20 protein-coding genes are annotated in these 17,381 nt (G+C 68.9%); 7 read left to right on the top strand and 13 right to left on the bottom strand.

Annotation, left to right across the window (positions count from 1 at the left end; genetic code table 11):
• Nucleotides 1–144 precede the first annotated feature (144 nt).
• Nucleotides 145–1,644: a YifB family Mg chelatase-like AAA ATPase gene (locus VI08_RS08530; protein WP_045829136.1), complete on the bottom strand. Its 1,500-nt coding sequence runs from the start codon at nt 1,642–1,644 to the stop codon at nt 145–147.
• 173 nt (nt 1,645–1,817) lie between these two features.
• Entirely contained in the window at nt 1,818–2,072 is a 255-nt protein-coding gene (locus VI08_RS08525) for an accessory factor UbiK family protein (RefSeq protein WP_045829135.1), read from the bottom strand.
• Between the two features lie 175 nt (nt 2,073–2,247).
• Between VI08_RS08525 and glnK the strand changes: the two genes are divergently transcribed.
• Nucleotides 2,248–2,586 carry a P-II family nitrogen regulator gene (glnK, locus tag VI08_RS08520; protein ID WP_045829197.1) on the top strand — a complete coding sequence of 113 codons (339 nt, stop codon included), beginning with the start codon at nt 2,248–2,250 and terminating at the stop codon, nt 2,584–2,586.
• 19 nt (nt 2,587–2,605) lie between these two features.
• On the opposite strand, the gene VI08_RS08515 is transcribed toward glnK, so the two are convergent.
• A complete protein-coding gene (locus VI08_RS08515; protein WP_232309503.1) occupies nt 2,606–3,151 on the bottom strand; it encodes a DUF1453 domain-containing protein in 546 nt (181 codons plus the stop codon).
• A 177-nt stretch (nt 3,152–3,328) separates the two neighbouring features.
• Nucleotides 3,329–4,069, bottom strand: a complete 741-nt coding sequence (gene gpmA / locus VI08_RS08510) for a 2,3-diphosphoglycerate-dependent phosphoglycerate mutase (protein ID WP_045829134.1) — start codon at nt 4,067–4,069, stop codon at nt 3,329–3,331.
• A 146-nt stretch (nt 4,070–4,215) separates the two neighbouring features.
• Here gpmA and VI08_RS08505 point away from each other — a divergent pair, with 146 nt between their 5' ends.
• A complete protein-coding gene (locus VI08_RS08505; protein ID WP_045829195.1) occupies nt 4,216–4,869 on the top strand; it encodes a hypothetical protein in 654 nt (217 codons plus the stop codon).
• A 3-nt stretch (nt 4,870–4,872) separates the two neighbouring features.
• Here VI08_RS08505 and hemF read toward each other — a convergent pair whose 3' ends face one another.
• Nucleotides 4,873–5,775, bottom strand: coding sequence for an oxygen-dependent coproporphyrinogen oxidase (gene hemF, locus VI08_RS08500; protein ID WP_045829133.1), 903 nt, complete (start codon nt 5,773–5,775; stop codon nt 4,873–4,875).
• An 89-nt stretch (nt 5,776–5,864) separates the two neighbouring features.
• Nucleotides 5,865–6,566, bottom strand: a complete 702-nt coding sequence (locus VI08_RS08495) for a YdcF family protein (protein ID WP_045829132.1) — start codon at nt 6,564–6,566, stop codon at nt 5,865–5,867.
• Between the two features lie 89 nt (nt 6,567–6,655).
• Between VI08_RS08495 and VI08_RS08490 the strand changes: the two genes are divergently transcribed.
• Genes VI08_RS08490 through VI08_RS08475 form a run of 4 tightly spaced genes read left to right on the top strand, consistent with a single transcriptional unit; the run spans nt 6,656 to nt 11,017 of the window.
• A complete protein-coding gene (locus VI08_RS08490; RefSeq protein WP_045829194.1) occupies nt 6,656–7,846 on the top strand; it encodes a beta-ketoacyl-[acyl-carrier-protein] synthase family protein in 1,191 nt (396 codons plus the stop codon).
• The gene (locus VI08_RS08485) at nt 7,843–8,643 is read left to right on the top strand and encodes a beta-ketoacyl synthase chain length factor (RefSeq protein ID WP_045829131.1); all 801 of its coding nucleotides are present in this window, start codon (nt 7,843–7,845) and stop codon (nt 8,641–8,643) included. The genes VI08_RS08490 and VI08_RS08485 overlap by 4 nt, the downstream gene beginning before the upstream one ends.
• On the top strand, nt 8,640–9,398 hold the full coding sequence (locus tag VI08_RS08480) for a glycosyltransferase family 2 protein (RefSeq protein WP_045829130.1): 759 nt from the start codon (nt 8,640–8,642) through the stop codon (nt 9,396–9,398). The genes VI08_RS08485 and VI08_RS08480 overlap by 4 nt, the downstream gene beginning before the upstream one ends.
• A gap of 23 nt (nt 9,399–9,421) precedes the next feature.
• Complete coding sequence (locus VI08_RS08475; RefSeq protein ID WP_045829129.1) at nt 9,422–11,017, top strand: NAD(P)/FAD-dependent oxidoreductase; 1,596 nt, start codon at nt 9,422–9,424, stop codon at nt 11,015–11,017.
• A gap of 5 nt (nt 11,018–11,022) precedes the next feature.
• Here VI08_RS08475 and VI08_RS08470 read toward each other — a convergent pair whose 3' ends face one another.
• The 4 genes from VI08_RS08470 to VI08_RS08455 all read right to left on the bottom strand — a co-directional run bounded on the left by VI08_RS08470 (nt 11,023) and on the right by VI08_RS08455 (nt 13,069).
• Nucleotides 11,023–11,490: a phosphotransferase gene (locus VI08_RS08470; RefSeq protein ID WP_232309502.1), complete on the bottom strand. Its 468-nt coding sequence runs from the start codon at nt 11,488–11,490 to the stop codon at nt 11,023–11,025.
• Nucleotides 11,477–12,430, bottom strand: a complete 954-nt coding sequence (locus tag VI08_RS08465; protein WP_045829127.1) for an acyltransferase — start codon at nt 12,428–12,430, stop codon at nt 11,477–11,479. The genes VI08_RS08470 and VI08_RS08465 overlap by 14 nt, the downstream gene beginning before the upstream one ends.
• The gene (locus VI08_RS08460) at nt 12,427–12,732 is read right to left on the bottom strand and encodes a hypothetical protein (RefSeq protein WP_045829126.1); all 306 of its coding nucleotides are present in this window, start codon (nt 12,730–12,732) and stop codon (nt 12,427–12,429) included. The genes VI08_RS08465 and VI08_RS08460 overlap by 4 nt, the downstream gene beginning before the upstream one ends.
• Before the next feature lie 64 nt (nt 12,733–12,796).
• The gene (locus VI08_RS08455) at nt 12,797–13,069 is read right to left on the bottom strand and encodes a phosphopantetheine-binding protein (protein ID WP_045829125.1); all 273 of its coding nucleotides are present in this window, start codon (nt 13,067–13,069) and stop codon (nt 12,797–12,799) included.
• Nucleotides 13,070–13,245: 176 nt separating this feature from the next.
• On the opposite strand from VI08_RS08455, the gene VI08_RS08450 reads away from it, so the two are divergent.
• Entirely contained in the window at nt 13,246–14,232 is a 987-nt protein-coding gene (locus VI08_RS08450) for a pteridine-dependent deoxygenase (RefSeq protein WP_045829124.1), read from the top strand.
• A 36-nt stretch (nt 14,233–14,268) separates the two neighbouring features.
• Here the strand turns inward: VI08_RS08450 and glmU are convergent, their stop codons facing one another.
• The 3 genes from glmU to VI08_RS08435 all read right to left on the bottom strand — a co-directional run bounded on the left by glmU (nt 14,269) and on the right by VI08_RS08435 (nt 17,348).
• On the bottom strand, nt 14,269–15,642 hold the full coding sequence (gene glmU, locus VI08_RS08445) for a bifunctional UDP-N-acetylglucosamine diphosphorylase/glucosamine-1-phosphate N-acetyltransferase GlmU (protein ID WP_045829123.1): 1,374 nt from the start codon (nt 15,640–15,642) through the stop codon (nt 14,269–14,271).
• An 89-nt stretch (nt 15,643–15,731) separates the two neighbouring features.
• A complete protein-coding gene (locus VI08_RS08440) occupies nt 15,732–16,814 on the bottom strand; it encodes a DUF748 domain-containing protein (RefSeq protein WP_045829193.1) in 1,083 nt (360 codons plus the stop codon).
• A gap of 108 nt (nt 16,815–16,922) precedes the next feature.
• Nucleotides 16,923–17,348: a F0F1 ATP synthase subunit epsilon gene (locus VI08_RS08435; protein WP_045829122.1), complete on the bottom strand. Its 426-nt coding sequence runs from the start codon at nt 17,346–17,348 to the stop codon at nt 16,923–16,925.
• Between the last annotated feature and the right edge of the window lie 33 nt (nt 17,349–17,381).

The following is a 17,381-nucleotide window of genomic DNA, read 5'->3' as shown; positions in this document are numbered from 1 at the left end:
CGGTCCCGGTGCTGAAGCGGGGGGAGGGAGGGGTATCCAGCACCGGGACGGGGCAGGCGGCCATTAGCGAACCGCCTGGTACAGAATTTTCCACGCCCTCCCCCTATTTGTCAACTACCCAGTACATGAAATAAGTCTTAAAGATCAGAACCGCCGGTAGTGCATCGCCTCGGCCAGGTGCACCTGCTCCACGCACCCGGGCCCGCCTTCGATATCGGCGATGGTGCGCGCCACCCGCAATATGCGGTGGTAGGCACGGGCCGAAGCACCCTTCTTGTCCAGCACGCCCTCGAGCCACTCGCGCTCGGCGGAGGGCAGCGCGCAATCGCGCTCGAGGTTGACGACGCTGAGCTCGGCGTTCGGCTGGCCGGCGCGCATCAGGGCTTTCTCGCGGGCGGCGACGACGCGCTTGCGCACGGTGGCCGTGTCATCGTCGTGCGGCCCGCGCGGGGCGGAAAGGTCGGCGATAGGCACCCGCGGCACTTCCACGCAAAGGTCGATGCGATCGAGCAAGGGCCCCGAGATCTTCGTGCGGTAACGCGCCACCTGGTCGGGCGTGCAGCGGCACTCGTGCAACGGATCGCCCTGGTAGCCGCACGGGCACGGGTTCATGGCGGCGACCAACTGGAACTCGGCAGGGAACGTGGCCTGGCGGGCGGCCCGGGAGATGGCGATCTGCCCCGATTCCAGCGGTTCGCGCAGCACTTCGAGCACGTGGCGGCTGAATTCGGGCAGCTCGTCGAGGAACAGCACGCCGTTGTGGGCGAGCGAGATCTCACCCGGCCGGGGCAATGACCCGCCCCCGACCAAGGCGACACCCGACGCGGTGTGGTGCGGCGCCCGGAAGGGGCGCCGGCGCCAGTCGGCGGGGTCGACCGGTTCGCCGGCGAGCGAACGGATGGCGCAGCTCTCCAGCGCCTCGGATTCGGTCATGGCCGGCATGATGCCCGGCAGGCGCTCGGCCAGCATGGTCTTGCCGGTGCCGGGTGGCCCGATGAGCAGGATGTGGTGCCCGCCCGCGGCGGCGATCTCGAGCGCCCGGCGCGCCTGGTGCTGGCCGCGCACGTCGCGCATGTCGGGGCCGCCGTGGGGCGGGGTGTCGAGGTCCGCCGTGGCCGGGCTTGCCAGCTCGCCCTGGCCCCGGAGCCAGGCACACACCTCGGCCAGGCTATCGGCCAAGAGGATATCGCCCTCGCCGACCAGGGCGGCTTCGGCGGCGTTGGCTCGTGGCACGACGATGCGGCGCCCGCAGCGGCGGGCGCGGATAAGGGCCGGGAGGATGCCGGGGACCGGGCGCAGCTCGCCCGACAGCGCCAGCTCGCCGAGGAATTCGCAATCGTCCAGGCGCTCGCGCGGTACCTGCGAGCCGGCGGCGAGGATGCCCAGCGCGATGGCAAGGTCGAAGCGGCCGCCATCCTTCGGCAGCTCGGCGGGCGCCAGGTTCACCGTGATGCGGCGGCTGGGGTATTCGAAGGCGGTGTTCTGGATGGCCACGCGGACGCGGTCGCGCGCTTCGCGCACCGCCGCTTCGGGCAGGCCAACGATGGACGTGGACGGCAGGCCGCCCGAAAGGTGCACCTCGACGACGACCTGTGGCGCGGCGGCACCTTCCTGCGCGCGCGAGAGTGTGACGGCGAGGCTCATGACGAGACGTATCGTAACCGCTTACGGATCCGTGGCGGTGTACCCATGTCGCACTCCTTTGCGCGGCTGTGGCGGGGCGGAAAATAACCGCCCCCGACCGCTCTCGGGGTGAGGGTGACGGATCGGGGGCGGTCCCGGGACCTTGCGGCCGTCCTTGAGTCAACCTTCCGTGGTTATTGGCCGCTAGGCGCGTCGCTCGCTTCCAGGCTGGCGACACGCTTCTCCATTATTTCGAGCCTTTCGCGGGTCCGTGCGAGTACCTGGCTCTGAACGTCGAATTCCTCTCGCGTCACGAGATCGAGGCGGCGTAATCCCTGCGCCAGGACATCTTTAAAGTTGGCGCGCAGATCCTCGCGCGCTTGTGCCAGCCCTGGCGGAACCAACGATGCCAGCCGCTCAGCGAGCTGGTCGATACCCTGCACTTCCATCCTGCAACCTCGACGTCGTGGAATAAATTCTAGGCAAATCTCGTGTAGGCGCTATCAGCCGATGCCCCTACGTAGTGTAGGGTTTTTCCTACAAAGCACCTACGAAGACCCGGCCGGGCCCTGTGGCACAATGGCCGTTCGCGCGCCGCAGCCGGTGCGCCCCAAGGAGTTCGACATGAAACTGGTGGTCGCCATCATCAAGCCGTTCAAGCTGGACGACGTCCGCGAGGCCCTCGCCGATGTAGGCGTCCAGGGGGTCACGGTGACGGAAGTGAAGGGCTTCGGCCGCCAGAAGGGCCATACCGAGCTTTACCGGGGTGCCGAGTACGTCGTCGACTTCCTGCCCAAGATCAAGCTCGAGGTGGCCGTGGGCGACGACCAGCTCGAGCGCGTGGTCGAGGCCATCCAGCAGGCGGCCCGCACGGGCAAGATCGGCGATGGGAAGATCTTCGTCAGCCCGCTGGAGCAGGTGGTGCGCATCCGCACCGGCGAGCTCGACAACGACGCCCTCTGACGAGGGCGCCGGCCGCGGGTCAGGCCGCCTGGGCCAGGGCCTGCCGCTTAAAGCGGCGGTGGTGCACCAGGATGCCGGCGTAGTACGAAAGGTAGTAACCCAGGGTGAGGCCTACGATGGCCATGGTCAGCGGGCTGTCGCCGGGGCCATGGGCCGGGGCCGGGCCGCCGTGCATGGCGGCGCCAAGGATGACGAAGCGGTAGACCATGCGGCCCACCAGCAGTGCCGTCAGGGCCGCGCCGAGCCAGGGATTGGGGATGTAGCAGTCGGTTTCCCCGGTTCCCAGCTCGAACCGGGTGAGCCGCAGGCCCACCATGCCCATCGCGCCGCCAATGATGAGGCCGGCCAGGGCGCCCTCCGCCAGCGGCAGGCCGGCGAAACCCACCGTGAGCAACAGGCAGGCGAACAGGGCGAACAGGCCCGTGCGCACCGTCATCTTGCGGGTGTGGATGACCTGGCGACCAAAGTTGCGGCGGATGCGCCGGTAGACCACCCACACCATGAGGCCGCCCATGGCGACGGGGATGAGGGCGGACGTGGACTGGGCGGCGGCCTGGGCGAGCATGGCGGAGTCTCGTGTCGTGGGGTGTGGGGGTACCTTATCGGTGGAGCAGTCGATCGATCAGGCGCAGTCGCCACCCTTCTGGGGTGACGACTGTCAGGTGCCTTGTCGCGCGCGAGCGCGCTCCCACAGGGTGCACTCCCACAGGGTGGGCTGGGCTCTCACAGGGTGGGGGGCTTGTCAGGCCTTGGCCTTGCCCTGGTTGGCCACCGCGGCCATCTTCGCGGCGATCTCGGCCTCGTCGCCAAGGTAGTAGTGCTTCACCGGCTTCAGGTTCTCGTCGAACTCGTACACCAGCGGGATGCCGTTGGGGATGTTGAGCTCGGCGATGTCGTCGTCCGAGATGTTGTCGAAGTACTTCACCAGGGCGCGCATGGAGTTGCCGTGGGCGGCCATGAGCACGTTGTGCCCGGCCTTGATGGCCGGGGCGAGCACGTCGTGCCAGTACGGCAGCACGCGGGCCACGGTGTCCTTCAGGCACTCGGTGAGGGGCACGTCGGCGATGGCCGCGTAGCGGGCGTCGTCGGCGAAGGACATCTCGCCCGGCTTCAGGGCCGGCGGCGGGGTGTCGTAGCTGCGGCGCCAGATCTTCACCTGGTCCTCGCCGTACTTCGCGGCCGTCTCGGCCTTGTTGAGGCCGGTAAGGGCGCCGTAGTGGCGCTCGTTGAGGCGCCAGTCGGTCACCACGGGGATCCACATCAGGTCCATCTCGTCCTGGACGTGCCACAGGGTGCGGACGGCGCGCTTGAGGTACGAGGTGTGGGCCAAGTTGAAGGTGAAGCCGGCTTCCTTGAGCAGGCGGCCGGCCTCGCGGGCCTCGGCCACGCCCTGCTCGCTGAGGTCCACGTCGGCCCAGCCGCTGAAGCGGTTCTCGAGGTTCCAGGCCGACTGGCCGTGGCGGATCATCACAAGCTTGTACATGGCGTCCAACGATGCGAGGGGAAAATCCGATGGTGGAACGCCCGCCCGGGGGCGTCAACTCCGGGTACCCCTGCCGAGAGTCACGCTAAACCTTGCCATGGCGCGGCGCATCCTAGGGGTCCAGTCCACCCGTGGAGCAGCACACCATGCGCCGTACCCTGTTTTCCGTCCTCATCGCCCTCTCGTTCGCCGGTGCCGCCATCGCTGGCGCCGACGACGTCAGCAAGGTCAATGGCACCGCCAGCGTCGACGCCGGCCAGCATGCCGGCGACGTCAGCACCGTGAACGGCTCCGTCCGCATCGGCGACCAGGCCGTGGTGCAGAAGGCGCACTCGGTCAACGGTTCGGTCGACCTCGGCAAGGGCGCCACGGCTGAAGAGGTGCATACCGTCAACGGCAGCGTCACCCTCAACGACCATGCACAGGTCAAGGGCGAACTCGACAACGTCAACGGCCGCATCAAGCTCGAGCAGGGCGCCAACGTGGCGGGCCGCCTTTCCAACGTCAACGGCGATATCTCGCTCGACCGTGCGCACGTCGGCGGCGGCATCGAGACGGTCAACGCGAACCTGACCGTGGGCGAGGGCTCGCAGGTGGAAGGCGGCATCCTGGTGAAGAAGCCACGCATGGGCTGGCACAGCAGCGACAGCCGGCCGCCGACCATCATCATCGGCCCGCACGCCGTGGTGGCCGGCACCATGACGTTCGAGCGCGAGGTGGAGCTCTATGTCAGCGACACGGCGAAGGTCGGCAAGATCGAGGGCGCCACGCCGAAGAAATTCAGCGGCAGCGCCCCGTAAGCGTCATACCCAGTCGCGCGGCTTCAGGTATTCCGCCAGCTTCGCCTCGGCGCTATCCGGCGCCGGGGTGAACGCGTACTCGAAGCGCACGCGCGGCGGCAGGCTCATCAGGATGGACTCAGTGCGCCCGCCCGACTGCAGCCCGAACAGCGTGCCGCGGTCGTACACCAGGTTGAACTCGACGTAGCGGCCGCGGCGGTAGAGCTGGAACTCACGCTCGCGCTCGCCGTACGGCGTGTCGCGGCGCCGGCCCACGATGGGCAGGAACGCATCGAGGAAGCCCTGCCCCACGTCACGGGTGAAATCCATGCAGCGGTCGAACCCACCCTCGTTCATGTCGTCGTAGAACAGGCCGCCGACGCCGCGCGTCTCGCCGCGGTGCTTGAGGTAGAAATACTCGTCGCACCACTTCTTGTAGCGCTCGTACACGTCGTCGCCGTAAGGCGCGCAGAGCGCCTTCGCCACGCCATGCCAGTGGCGCACGTCCTCGTCGAAGGGGTAGTACGGCGTGAGGTCGAAACCACCACCGAACCACCACACCGGCTCGGCACCTTCGCGCGACGCCTCGAAATAGCGGACGTTGGCGTGCGTGGTGGGTATGTAAGGGTTGCGCGGGTGGATGACCAGCGATACGCCGGTGGCGATGAAGCTGCCGCCCACCAGGTCGGGCCGGTGCGCCGTGGCGCTGGGCGGCAGGGGCGAGCCGGCGACCCGGGAGAAATTCACGCCAGCCTGTTCAAACACCGCGCCCTCGCGCATCACGCGCGTGCGGCCGCCACCGCCGGCGGCGCGCTGCCATGCGTCCTCGACGAAACGCGCCTCGCCATCGGCCTGCTCGAGGGCGGTGCAGATACGATCCTGCAGCCCGCGCAGGAACGACTCGGCGATATCGGCTTGTTCGGACATGGGGCACCCGGCTCACGTATGGATGACGCCAAGCTTAGCAAGCGCGCACGGCGTGGCCGCTGCGGCACGCCGCCGCGCGGTGCTGATGCTCAGGAAAGCCGCGACACCACGCGCTGGTTGCCGGTGAGCCTGGCCCAACGGAAACCGGTATCGATCCACATCAGGTAGCCGGCCTCGAGGATGAGGCGGGCCAGGTAACGCGTGGTAAGCGCCAGGGCCGGCTCCGCGGCCACGGGCGTGGCATGGAAGGCGAGCCGCCGCGCCAGGTAAGCGCAACGCGCGAGATGGTAGCGGCTTGTGACGAGCGCCACGGGTGGGAGTACCCCCTCCCCACGCAGCATGTCGCGCGCATGGTGCAGGTTCTCCAGCGAGTCGATCGAATGCTGCTCGAGCAACAACGGCACGCCCGGCGGCCAGCCTGCTTCATCCAGCCATTGCAGCCCGGCCTCGGCCTCGCTGCGGCGGCCGCCGTCGCTGACGCCGCCCAGCACCAGCACGCGGTCGGCCATGCCGTCGAACGCATTGGCGCGGGCGCGGCCCAGCCGGCTGATGAAGTCGGCCTCGGGCTCGCCATGCACAAGGCGGCGGCCGAACACCAGCAAGGTACGCGGCGCCGCCAGCCGCGTGGGGCTAAGCCGGGCGATGCGCCAGACGCGGATGAAGTGCGCGATGTAGAGGGTGCCCAGGCTGGCCGCCAGGGCGACCAGCGTCACGACCGCGGCCTGCAGGATGTCGCGGTCGCCCAGGTAACGCCAGGGGCCGCGGCGCATGGTGGAGGGAAGCCCTGGCATCGCCGCAGTCTAGCGGCATGAACCGTCGTCACACGCCCCACGCGACGATTTCGTGCAAAAAGGATAGGCTCCCGGGCATGCCGCACCTCATGCCTCCCCTAGCCATCCGCGCGTTCACCGCCACTTCGGCGCTTGGACGCGGCCTCGAAGCCCACTCACGCGCCATCGCCGCCTCCGCCGGCGGCCTCGTGGCCAACGATTTCAGCACCTCGCCGCTACCCTGCTGGATCGGCCGCGTCGCGGGCGTCGAAGACGAGCCCCTGCCGCGCGAGCATGCCGAATGGGAGTGCCGCAACAACCGGCTCGCCTGGCTGGCGCTGCGCCAGGATGGCTTCATCGACGCCGTTCGCGCCGCCCGTGGGCGCTACGGCGCCTCCCGCGTGGCCGTGCTGCTTGGCACCTCCACCGCGAGCATCGGCGCCACCGAGGAAGCCTACCGCCGCCTCGACCACGGCGTGGTGCCGCGCGACCTGCTGCGGCCCGCCATCCACACGCCGCATTCGCTCGCCGGCTTCGTCACCCGCGTGTTCGACCTCGAGGGCCCCTGCATCACCGTGGCCACCGCATGCTCTTCCAGCGCCAAGGTGTTCGCCAATGCCGAGCGCATGATCCGCCTCGGCCTCATCGACGCGGCCGTGGTCGGCGGGGTCGATTCGCTGTGCGATAGCGTGCTGTTCGGCTTCAACTCGCTGGAGCTGGTATCTGCCGAGCCGTGCCAGCCGTTCGACGCCAACCGCAAGGGCATCAGCATCGGCGAGGCGGCGGGGTTCGCGCTGCTCGAGCGCGCGGGCGAAGGGGAGCAGGCACCGCTGTTCATCGGCTACGGCGAAGCGAGCGACGCCCACCACATGTCCACGCCGCACCCGGAGGGCCTTGGCGCCGAGCTCGCGCTGCGCGATGCGCTGGCGCGTGCGGGCATCGAGGCGGGCGATGTCGACTACATCAACCTGCACGGCACGGCCAGCCAGAAGAACGACGAGGTGGAAGCCGCGCTTGTCGCGCGCAGTTTCCCGGCCACCACGCGCGCCAGTTCCACCAAGGGCTTCACCGGCCACACGCTCGGCGCCGCCGGCATCCTCGAGGCGACGCTGACCCTGCTGGCGATGCGCGATGGCGTCGTGCCCGCGAACCTTGGCGCCACCACGCCCGATCCGCTCTGCGGCCCGCAGATGGCGTGGCAGGTGGAACACGCCGACGTGCGCATCGCGCTCAGCAACTCCTTTGGCTTCGGTGGAAACAATGCCTGCCTGGCCTTCGCCCGCCAGGGGGTGCCCGCATGAGCGCCGCGCTTACCGTGTGGGTGAAGGGCATCGGCCTGTGGGCACCGGGGACGCCGACGTGGCAGGCCTTCCGCGAGGTGGCCATGGGGGGCGCCATGCCGGGTGGCCACGAGCGCCCCGTGGCCGACACCCTGCCGCCGAACGAGCGCCGCCGCGCGCCCGAGAGCGTGCTGTTGGCCGCCGCGGCCGCCGGGCAGGCCGTGGCGATGAGCGGGCTCGATGCCGCCACCTTGCCATGCGTATTCGCCTCGGCGCACGGCGACCAGACCATCACCGACTACATGTGCGCGACGCTGGCCACCGTACCGGCCGAGCTTTCACCCACGAAGTTCCATAACTCGGTGCACAACGCGCCGGCGGGTTACTGGACCATCGCGACGCACTGCCATGCCGCCTCCAGCGCCATCAGCGGTGGCGAGGAAAGCTTCGGTGCGGGCTTGCTCGAGGCGGCCACCCTGGCCGTGGCCGACGACCGCGACGTGCTGCTTGCCAGCTACGACATCGCCGGCACGGGCCCGCTCGGCGGCATGACCGGCACCACGGGCCCATTCGCGGCGGCGCTGGTGCTGTCGCCGCGCGCCGACGGCGCGGCCATCCGCCTCGATATCTCGCCGGAACCGGGCAACAGCGCCGGCGCCGCGACGGGCGATGCGTGGATGGATGGCGTGGCCGCGAGCAATCCGTCCGCGAAGGGCGTGCCGCTGTTCCGCGCGCTGGCCGCCGCCCGCCCCGCGGCCCTGCGGGTGGGCGCCGCCCAAGGCCTCGACCTACACATCGATATCGGCGGCATCCCGTGAATGCCCGCGGCAACCGCTACTGCGTGCTGATCCCCTGCCTCAACGAGGAGCGGGCGATCGAAAGCGTGGTCAGGGGCGCGTTGTCGCTTGGCATGCCGGTGATCGTGGTGGACGACGGCTCGGACGACCACACGGCCGAGATCGTCGCCGCCCTGCCCGTCACCCTGCTCCGTCACGACGCACGCCTGGGCAAGGGCGAGGCACTGCGCGCGGGGTTCCGCGAGGCCCTTCGCCAGGGGTTCGACGGCGTCATCACCATGGACGGCGACGGCCAACACCTGGCCTGCGATATCCCGGCCATGCTCGAGGCCAGCCGCATGCACCCGGGTGCCATCGTCATCGGCGCGCGCCTGCTCGCGCGCGAACAGCAGCCGACCGGGCGCCGGCGCGCCAATGCCGTCGCCGATTGGGGCATCTCGTGGGCCTGCGGCCGCCCCATCGCCGATACGCAGAGCGGCCAGCGCCTCTACCCGCGCGCCGCGCTCGACCTGGTCGACCTGCCTGCGCAAAACTTCGTCTTCGAAGCCGCCGTGCTGATCACCGCCTGCCGCGAGCGCGGCATCGGCGTGGTCTCGGTGCCCATCGCCTCGCGTTACGCGGGCGACCTGCGCATCAGCCATTTCAGCCCGGTGCGTGACGTGACACGCATCACCACGTACACGATCGGCCGGTTGATCCACTACGGCCACATCGTGTCCAGTTACCGACGTTCGCGCGCCACGCCAACGATCATCGGCGACGCCACCACGCACTGAACCAACCGCAAGGGGTACAAGGGATGGACCAGACCACGCACGACGCCGTCATCCTCGGGGGAGGCCTGGCCGGCCTGTCGCTCGCCATGCAGCTCAAGCGGGCCTACCCCGACATGGATATCGTGGTGCTCGAGCGGCACACGCGGCCGCTGCCAGAAGCAGCGTTCAAGGTCGGCGAATCCACGGTGGAGATCGCCGCGCACTATTTCGCCGATACGCTGGGCCTGCTCGACCACCTCGAGACCGAACAGATCCGCAAGTTCGGCTTCCGCTTCTTCTTCTCCGATGGCCGCGACGACCTGGCCGACGTGCAGGAACTGGGCGTCAGCGCCGTGCTGCCCACGCCCAGCTACCAGATCGACCGCGGCAAGCTCGAAAACTTCATGGGCGACGAAGCCGCCCGCCGCGGCATCGATTTCCGCGAAGGCATCACCGTGCGCGGCTTCGACATCGGCAGCGGCGACGCACCCCACACCGTGCGCTACAGCAGCGAGGCGGGCGATGGCGCACTGCAGGCGCGCTGGCTGCTCGACGCCAGCGGCCGCGCCGGCCTGATGCGGCGCAAGCTCGACCTCACGCGTGATAACGGGCACCACGCCAATGCCGTGTGGTTCCGCGTGGACGACCGCCTCGAGATCGATGGCTGGTGCGACGACAGCGAATGGAAGGATCGCTGCCACCCGCCGGAGCGCTGGCGCTCCACCAACCACCTGGTGGGCCCCGGTTACTGGGTATGGCTGATCCCGCTGTCGTCGGGCGCGCATTCGGTCGGCATCGTCGCCGACGCGGCCACGCACCCACTCAGCGACATGAACACCTTCGACAAGGCCATGGTGTGGTTGTGGGAACACCAGCCCGTGCTGGCGAAGGAAATCGAAGCGCGCAAGGACAAGCTCCTCGACTTCGCGTTCTTCCGCCATTTCTCGTATGGCTGCGCGCGCATGTTCTCGTCCGATCGCTGGGCGCTCACCGGCGAGGCCGGCGCGTTCCTCGATCCGTTCTACTCGCCCGGCAGCGACTTCATCGCCATCACCAACACGTACATCACGCTGCTGGTGGGCCTTGACCGCGAAGGCACGGCGCTGGCGCCGCACGCGCGCCTGTACGAGCGCCTGTTCTTCTCGTTCTACGACGGCACGCTGCGTATGTACCAGGGGCAGTACAACCTGTTCGGCGACCCGGAGGTGCTACCGATCAAGGTCATCTGGGATTACGCCTACTACTGGGGCGTGCTCTGCCAGATCGTCTTCCAGAACCGACTGGGCGATGCCGGGTTCATCGCGCACATGAGCCCGGAGCTCACGGCCAGCCAGGAGCTGAACATCCGCATGCAGGCGTTCTTCCAGCGCTGGCATGCCGTGTCGGCCAAGGTGAACCGCAAGCACATGATGGACCAGCGCGACCTCACCTGGTTCGCCGATATGAACCGCACGCTGCACGACGTGCTCGACGACGATGCGCTGGCCGCACGCCTGCGCAATAACGTCAACATGATGCGCCTGCTCGCCGCCGGCATCATCGAGCGCTCGGCCGCGCTGTACCCGTCGCTGATGGACGGCTACGAAGATATGGTGGATATCGAAGGCGCGCGCACGAAGCTGTTCGATCTCGTGGCGTAAACGCGTTACGGCGCCGCCGGGTGGATCACCGCCGCCCGGCCGCTCGCGATCTCGCGGCCCGCGTGCTCGATGCGGAAGGTGTACTGCGCGCCGGCATCGTCCGCGAGCAGGCACTCGGCGAAGACATCCAGGCGGCCGGCCAGGTCGTCGATGCGGTCGACGGCGAGCTTCACGCCGCGCAGGCTCACCAGCATGCCCGGGCGCGGTTGTGTCGCGCCGCTGGCCCTGGCCCGCAGCGCGCCGTGCACGGCCGTGGCCTGGGCGCCGTACTCCGCCAGGTGCACCGCGTGCAGGCCTCGCGGCCCGCGCAGCGGGTGGTTGGCGGCCACGTGGGTGGTGCTGATCGCGTGGATGGTGTTGTCGTCGAACGCGACCACGCCATCGAGCAGGCACATGTCGCCGGCGTGCGGCACCAGGCTGGCGAAGCCGGCCTTGTCGATCGTCGGGGGCGTGGGGCTATCAGGCATCAGCATGCTGCACTGGTGGGGGCGCGGGGGCCGTGGGCACGCGTGCCGTGCTGGTTTCCTGCCAGAAATCGTAGAAGTTGAACCAGTTGAACGGGTACAGGCGGCAGTAGTGCTCGATGCGCGAGGCGAAGCGCGCCACCAGCGCATCCAGCGCCTGTGCACGGTTGGCACGCGGGATATCGATGCCGTCGGAGAAGTGCTCGAAGATGAGGCGGTAGCGGTTGCCGCCCAGGTAGATACCGAAGCACAGCACCACCGGGATCTTTAGCGCCGACGCCAGCAGCCACGGGCCCGCCGGGAACGGCGCGGGCGTACCGAGGAAGGACACCACGCGCGACGCTTCTTTCTCGTGGCCGCGGTCGGCCAGCAGCGCCACCATGCCGCCTTCCGCCGCCCCTTCGCCCATGGCCAGCGCCACCGAGGTGCCGCCACGGGATGCGTCGATCACCGCCGCCCCCACGTCCGGCGCAAGGGCCTCGAGCAGCGCGGTGAGCGCGGGCGTCTTCTGCTTGTCGAGCACCACCCGCAGCGGCACGTCGGGCCGGCGCTGGCCGAGCGCACGCAGCGATTCGAAGCTGCCCTGGTGCGAGCCCAGCAGCAACACGCCACGCCCCTCGTCAAGGCAATCGTCCAGGGCCTGCAGCCCCTCGACGTCGACATTGAAATCGCGCTCGCCGCGGGAGAGGAAGAACATGCGATCGAGCAGCGTCGCCGAGAACATGTGGATGTGGTGGAACACATCGCGGTTCGTGGGCGCGCGGCCCAGCACGCGTGCGAGGTAAAGGCGCGACGCGAGGCGCTCGGCCGGCCGGCGCAGGAAAAAATACAGTGCGATGGGCCACAGCAGCACGCGCGCCACGCGCCGGCCGAGCCGCAGGCCAATGGTGCGGATGAGCCAGATGGCGAAGAAGCCGCCGCCCTCGCGCTGCTGGAAGTGGCTGCTCACGCCGTGCCCTCGAGCGTGCCACGCAGCAGCACGTCATCGCCGCGCCGCACGAGCAGCCGGTAGCGGTGCTCGCCGGCGTCGGCGAGCTCCAGCACGGCATCCTGTTCCGGTAGCAGGGGGGCGAGGAACTTGGCGTCCACCACCTGGCGCACCGCCACGCCGCGCCACGCGCCCAGTGCCAGCGCGGCCTGTTCGAGGATGAGCACGCCCGCGACGATGGGCCGCCCGGGGAAATGCCCGGCCAGGCTGGGGTGGCCTGCGCCGAAGCGGAAGGCGTGGGTATACGTGCTGGCGTCGGTCATGGTCGTGGGGCCCCGGCTTGCCCGAAGCAAACCATGGCGGACCTCAGTGCGGCCTGAACGGCCGTCAGGCGGCCGCGCGGTTCTGTTCGATGTGCTCGGACAGCGTGCGCAGGCTGGTGAAGATGGTGCGGTTATCCGGGTTGTCGGACTTCAGCTGGAAGCCGTAGCGCTTGGACACCGCGAGGGCGATTTCCAGCGCGTCGATCGAATCCAGGCCGAGGTCGCCGCCGAACAGGGGCGCTTCGGGGTCGATGTCGGCAGGCTTCACCGTCTCCAGGTTGAGGCTGGTGACGATCAGTTCAGCGAGTTCTTTTTGTGCTTCGGTTTGCGTTGCCATGGTGCTCTGTGTTCCCCGGATGATGCCTGCCTCCCCCCGGATGGCAGCGGCGGCGGAGTGTAACACAGGGCTTTTCACCGGCTGCCGGGCCTGTATTCAGCCACGTGAAGGGCCCGCCGTGAACGCCGGGGGCGGGCGCAGGATATGATGGGGCCAGCGTCTTTATGGAAGCCTCGATGCGCACTGGTAGCGAAATGCGCGAGCGATCCCCGCTCGCCGCCCCCAACGCCCCCACGGTCACGTACCGCGAACCGCCGGCGGGCGCCCTGCCGCCCGGCACGCTGGCCGCGTTCGGCTTCGGGTCGGCGGCCGCGGTCAGCAACGACCCGCGCTGGCTGCGCGTGGCGCTGGAGCCCCTGGGCGAGGCCCCGGTCGAGCTGTGGACGGTCGATGGCGACGTGGTGGCCGGCAGTGACGGCGACCTGCGCTGGGCGCGCGGTGGCGGCTGGCTCTACGCCGCCGTGGAATGCTTCGAAGCCGACCACGCCGGCCCCGAAGGCGCTGCCGCATACGCCTACCGCCTGCTGTCGGCCTTTGTCGCCGCCGCACCGGAGTGCCACGTCCAGCGCATCTGGAACTACCTCGGCGACATCAACGTCGGCGCCGGCGACGACGAGCGCTACAAGCAGTTCTGCACGGGCCGCATCGCGGGCATGGGCGAGGTCTTCGCCAAGGGCTTCCCGGCCGCCTCCGCCATTGGCCACCACGGGGCGAAGGGGCTGCTGCAGGTGTACCTGCTGGCCACCGACCGCCCGGGCAGCCGCGTGGAGAACCCGCGCCAGGTCAGCGCCTGGCAGTACCCGCGCCAGTACGGCCGCACGCCCCCCAGCTTCGCCCGCGGCACGCTGTTGCCCGCCGACGATGTGCTGGCCATCTCGGGCACCGCGGCCGTGGTGGGGCATGCCTCCGCGCACACGGGCGATCTCGCCGCCCAGTTGGCCGAAACCGGCCGCAACCTCGATGCGTTGCTGGCGAACGGTGGCGTGCCGGCGGGCTTCGACGCCCGCGCGCCCCTGAAAGCCTACGTTCGCCATGCCGGGGATGCCGCCACGGTGAAGGCCTTCGCCGATGCGCACTGGCCCACGGCGCCGCTGCTCATGGTCCACGGCGATATCTGCCGTGAAGAGCTGCTGGTGGAAATCGACGGGTGGCGTTACCGCTGATCCGCTAATCCCTGTTGAAGCAAAGAGAACCGCGGCTTATTTCTTCGTCGGGCGATGCCAGCCGGCGATCGTCGTCTGGCGGGCGCGCGACAGTGTCAGTTCGTTCGCCGGCGCATCGCGATTGATGACGCTGCCGGCGCCGATGGTGGAACCGGCCCCCAGTGTCACGGGCGCCACGAGGGAGCTGTTCGAGCCCACGAACACCCCATCCTCGATGGTGGTGCGGCTCTTGTTGACGCCATCGTAGTTGCACGTGATGGTGCCGGCACCGATGTTCACCTTGCTGCCGATCACCGCATCACCCAGGTAGGTGAGGTGGTTGGCCTTGGAGCCTGCGGCGATCACGGCGTTCTTCGTCTCCACGAAATTGCCGATGTGCACGCCCTCGGCAAGGTCGGTTCCCGGGCGCAGGCGCGCGAAGGGGCCGATGATGCAGGGGCCATGCGTGACCACGCCATCGAGGTCGCAGTGCGCGAGCACCACGGTTCCCGCGGCAAGCTTTGCGTTGCGCACGCGGGTGAAAGGCCCGATGCGGGCATCGTCGCCGAGCTCCACCTCGCCTTCGAATACCACGTTCACGTCGATCTCGACATCACGCCCCGCCGTGACCTTGCCGCGCACGTCGATCCGCGCCGGGTCGGCGAGGCGCACCCCGGCGAGCGCGAGCTGCCGCGCCATGCGCTCACGGTACATCGCCTCCAGCCCAGCGAGCTGCCAGGGATCGTTGGCGCCGGAGGCATCGACCCGGTCGCAGTCGACACATGCCGCGGGCGTGCCTTCGGCGGCTGCCATCTCGAAAACGTCGGTGAGGTAGTACTCGCGCTGCGCGTTGCTGTTGCCGAGGCGCTGTGTCCATGCAAGCAGCTTCGCGGCATCGCCGGCGACGATGCCGGTGTTGACCACGTCGATGGCGCGCTGCGCCGCGCTGGCATCCTTTTCTTCCACGATCTGGCGCACCTTGCCCGCCGCGTCGAGCACCACGCGGCCGTAGCCGGTGGGATTCGCAAGGCGCGTCGCCAGCATGGCCAGGCCGTCGTCGCCCGAGACCAGCTCGGCGAGCACCTCGCTGCGGATCAGCGGCACGTCGCCGTAGAGCACGAGCACGCGACCCGCCAGGTTGCCGCTGGCCTGCAGGGCTTCAAGAGCCGTGCGCACCGCGTGGCCCGTGCCGAGCCGCTCGCGCTGCTCGATCCAGCCCAGCGCGGCATCCGCCTCGTAGGCCTTGCGCACCTGGTCGCCGTTATGGCCGTACACCACGTGGACGCCCGTGGGCCCCAGGGCGCGGGCGGCGTCGATCACGTGGGTGAGGAGGGGCCGGCCGGCAAGCGGCATCAGGACCTTGGCCGAGGCGGATTTCATCCGCTTGCCCTCGCCGGCGGCGAGGATCAGGACGTGCAGCGGTTGGGACATGGGCGTGCCTGCCAGTTCATCAGGGGCGCACTTTCGCGCGTTTGGGGCGGCGATGCCAAGTCCTTCGTCCGCACTAGCCGGTTCGCCGGCTAGTTCTTCTCGTCGTCCGGCCGGGCGGTGAGGTGCTCGAGGTTGGGCTTGTACGCCTCGACGAAGGCGTTGCGGAGAATGCCCACGATGGCCTGCGAGGTGGACATGCTGCGGTCGTCGATCGTGCCGGAGATGGGCACGCGCGTGGCGAACTGGTCCTTCGACTGGTTCTTGAACACCTTCGTGACGCCCTCGGCCACGGCCTCGTACGCCAGCTTGAGCGGGTTCTTCTTTTCCTGCTGCACATCCTGCTTCCAGCTGAAGATCTGCAGGTTGCGGAACAGCGGCTTGGCGTAACCGTTGAGCTTGCGGTCCCTGGCCTGCAGCTCCATTACGAACTCGCCCTCGCCACCGGCGAAGTCCAGGCCGGAGTACGCGCGGACAAGGTCGTTGGCGCGCACCAGCTTGATGTTGCGCACGGTGAGTTCGTAGCTGAAATCGCCGGCCTTCTCGAGCGGATCGAATTCGGCCTTCGTTTGCAGTGGGGCATCGCCAAGAATGTGCGCCGTGGCATCGAGGTGCGCCACGCGCGAGCCGCCCTGGCGCTGCACGTTGGTGAGGTTGGTGACCGTGCCGTTCACGTCGGTCATCTTCAGGTCCACCTTCGGGCTGGACACGAAGTTGTGGAAGGTCACGGTGCCGTTCACCACGTGAAGCTCGTCGATGCGGGTGGGCACGATGGCACGCAGCTGCTCGCGCCAATCCACGCCTTTGCCCGTCTGCGTATCGCCCTCGCCCTTGCCGTCGACGAAGTTGAGCGTTGGCTCATCGAACTCCACCTTGCCGCGCAGGTGCCCGCGGGTAAGCGCGGGCCAGCTCAGGGAGATATCGGTGCGCTGGGCGTCGAATAGCGGGACGGGCAGCTTCCCGTCCACCTTGGTGATGCGCAGGCCATCGAGCGAATACGCGCCACGCCACAGGTGGATGTCGATGTCGTCGATGTGGCCCGCATATGAGCCCATGTGCGCCAAGCGGCTGTTGAGCTGGTTCAGCACCACCCACGGCATGGCGATGCGCGCCGCCAGCAGGACGAGCGCGATGGCAAGGATGACCCACAGGCTGCGGCGGTAACGGACGTGCATGGCGGGCAGTGTGGCGTGCACGAGGTCTTCGCGCGATGAAGACGGGCAAGAAAAAACCCCGCCGGGGCGGGGTTTTTTCAATTAGCCATGGGCGCTTGCGCGATTCGGCTAGTGCTTCAGCGTCTTGCGCAGGCGCTCCAGCGCCTGCAGTTGGGCAAGGGCTTCGGCGAGCTTGGCCTGGGCCTCCGCCACGTCGAGCTGCTCACCGCGGTTGGCCAGGGCGGCCTCCGCTTCTTCCTTCGCCTTGAGGGCCGCGGCCTCGTCGAGGTCGGCCGCGCGGGCGGCCGTGTCGGCGAGGATGGTGACCACCTGCGGCTGCACCTCGAGGATGCCGCCGGAAACGTAGAACTGCTGGCGCTCGCCGTTGGTGCCGACCACGTCGACATGGCCCGGCTTCAGGCGGGTGATGAGCGGTGCGTGGCGCGGCGCGATGCCCAGCTCGCCAAGCTCACCGGTGGCGACCACGAGCGTGGCTTCGCCGGAGAAGATCTCGGCTTCGGCGCTGACGATGTCGACGCGGATGGTGTGGGTCATGGGCTTTTATCCAGTGCGTAGGTGATGGGGAAA

Source organism: Luteibacter yeojuensis (assembly GCF_000964085.1).
Lineage (GTDB): Bacteria > Pseudomonadota > Gammaproteobacteria > Xanthomonadales > Rhodanobacteraceae > Luteibacter > Luteibacter yeojuensis_A.
The sequence above is the reverse complement of the archived record's forward strand: the minus strand, read 5'-3'. Positions and strand labels throughout refer to the sequence as shown.

Bases quoted from the DNA above. Each gene is read 5' to 3' on its own strand.
- VI08_RS08435 (WP_045829122.1), bottom strand. From the start codon at position 17,348: ATGACCCACACCATCCGCGTCGACATCGTCAGCGCCGAAGCCGAGATC.
- gpmA (WP_045829134.1), bottom strand. From the start codon at position 4,069: ATGTACAAGCTTGTGATGATCCGCCACGGCCAGTCGGCCTGGAACCTC.
- VI08_RS08505 (WP_045829195.1), top strand. From the start codon at position 4,216: ATGCGCCGTACCCTGTTTTCCGTCCTCATCGCCCTCTCGTTCGCCGGT.
- hemF (WP_045829133.1), bottom strand. From the start codon at position 5,775: ATGTCCGAACAAGCCGATATCGCCGAGTCGTTCCTGCGCGGGCTGCAG.
- VI08_RS08475 (WP_045829129.1), top strand. From the start codon at position 9,422: ATGGACCAGACCACGCACGACGCCGTCATCCTCGGGGGAGGCCTGGCC.
- VI08_RS08450 (WP_045829124.1), top strand. From the start codon at position 13,246: ATGCGCACTGGTAGCGAAATGCGCGAGCGATCCCCGCTCGCCGCCCCC.
- VI08_RS08485 (WP_045829131.1), top strand. From the start codon at position 7,843: ATGAGCGCCGCGCTTACCGTGTGGGTGAAGGGCATCGGCCTGTGGGCA.
- VI08_RS08495 (WP_045829132.1), bottom strand. From the start codon at position 6,566: ATGCCAGGGCTTCCCTCCACCATGCGCCGCGGCCCCTGGCGTTACCTG.
- VI08_RS08440 (WP_045829193.1), bottom strand. From the start codon at position 16,814: ATGCACGTCCGTTACCGCCGCAGCCTGTGGGTCATCCTTGCCATCGCG.
- VI08_RS08455 (WP_045829125.1), bottom strand. From the start codon at position 13,069: ATGGCAACGCAAACCGAAGCACAAAAAGAACTCGCTGAACTGATCGTC.
- glmU (WP_045829123.1), bottom strand. From the start codon at position 15,642: ATGTCCCAACCGCTGCACGTCCTGATCCTCGCCGCCGGCGAGGGCAAG.
- VI08_RS08490 (WP_045829194.1), top strand. From the start codon at position 6,656: ATGCCTCCCCTAGCCATCCGCGCGTTCACCGCCACTTCGGCGCTTGGA.
- glnK (WP_045829197.1), top strand. From the start codon at position 2,248: ATGAAACTGGTGGTCGCCATCATCAAGCCGTTCAAGCTGGACGACGTC.
- VI08_RS08515 (WP_232309503.1), bottom strand. From the start codon at position 3,151: ATGCTCGCCCAGGCCGCCGCCCAGTCCACGTCCGCCCTCATCCCCGTC.
- VI08_RS08530 (WP_045829136.1), bottom strand. From the start codon at position 1,644: ATGAGCCTCGCCGTCACACTCTCGCGCGCGCAGGAAGGTGCCGCCGCG.
- VI08_RS08460 (WP_045829126.1), bottom strand. From the start codon at position 12,732: ATGACCGACGCCAGCACGTATACCCACGCCTTCCGCTTCGGCGCAGGC.
- VI08_RS08525 (WP_045829135.1), bottom strand. From the start codon at position 2,072: ATGGAAGTGCAGGGTATCGACCAGCTCGCTGAGCGGCTGGCATCGTTG.
- VI08_RS08470 (WP_232309502.1), bottom strand. From the start codon at position 11,490: ATGCTGATGCCTGATAGCCCCACGCCCCCGACGATCGACAAGGCCGGC.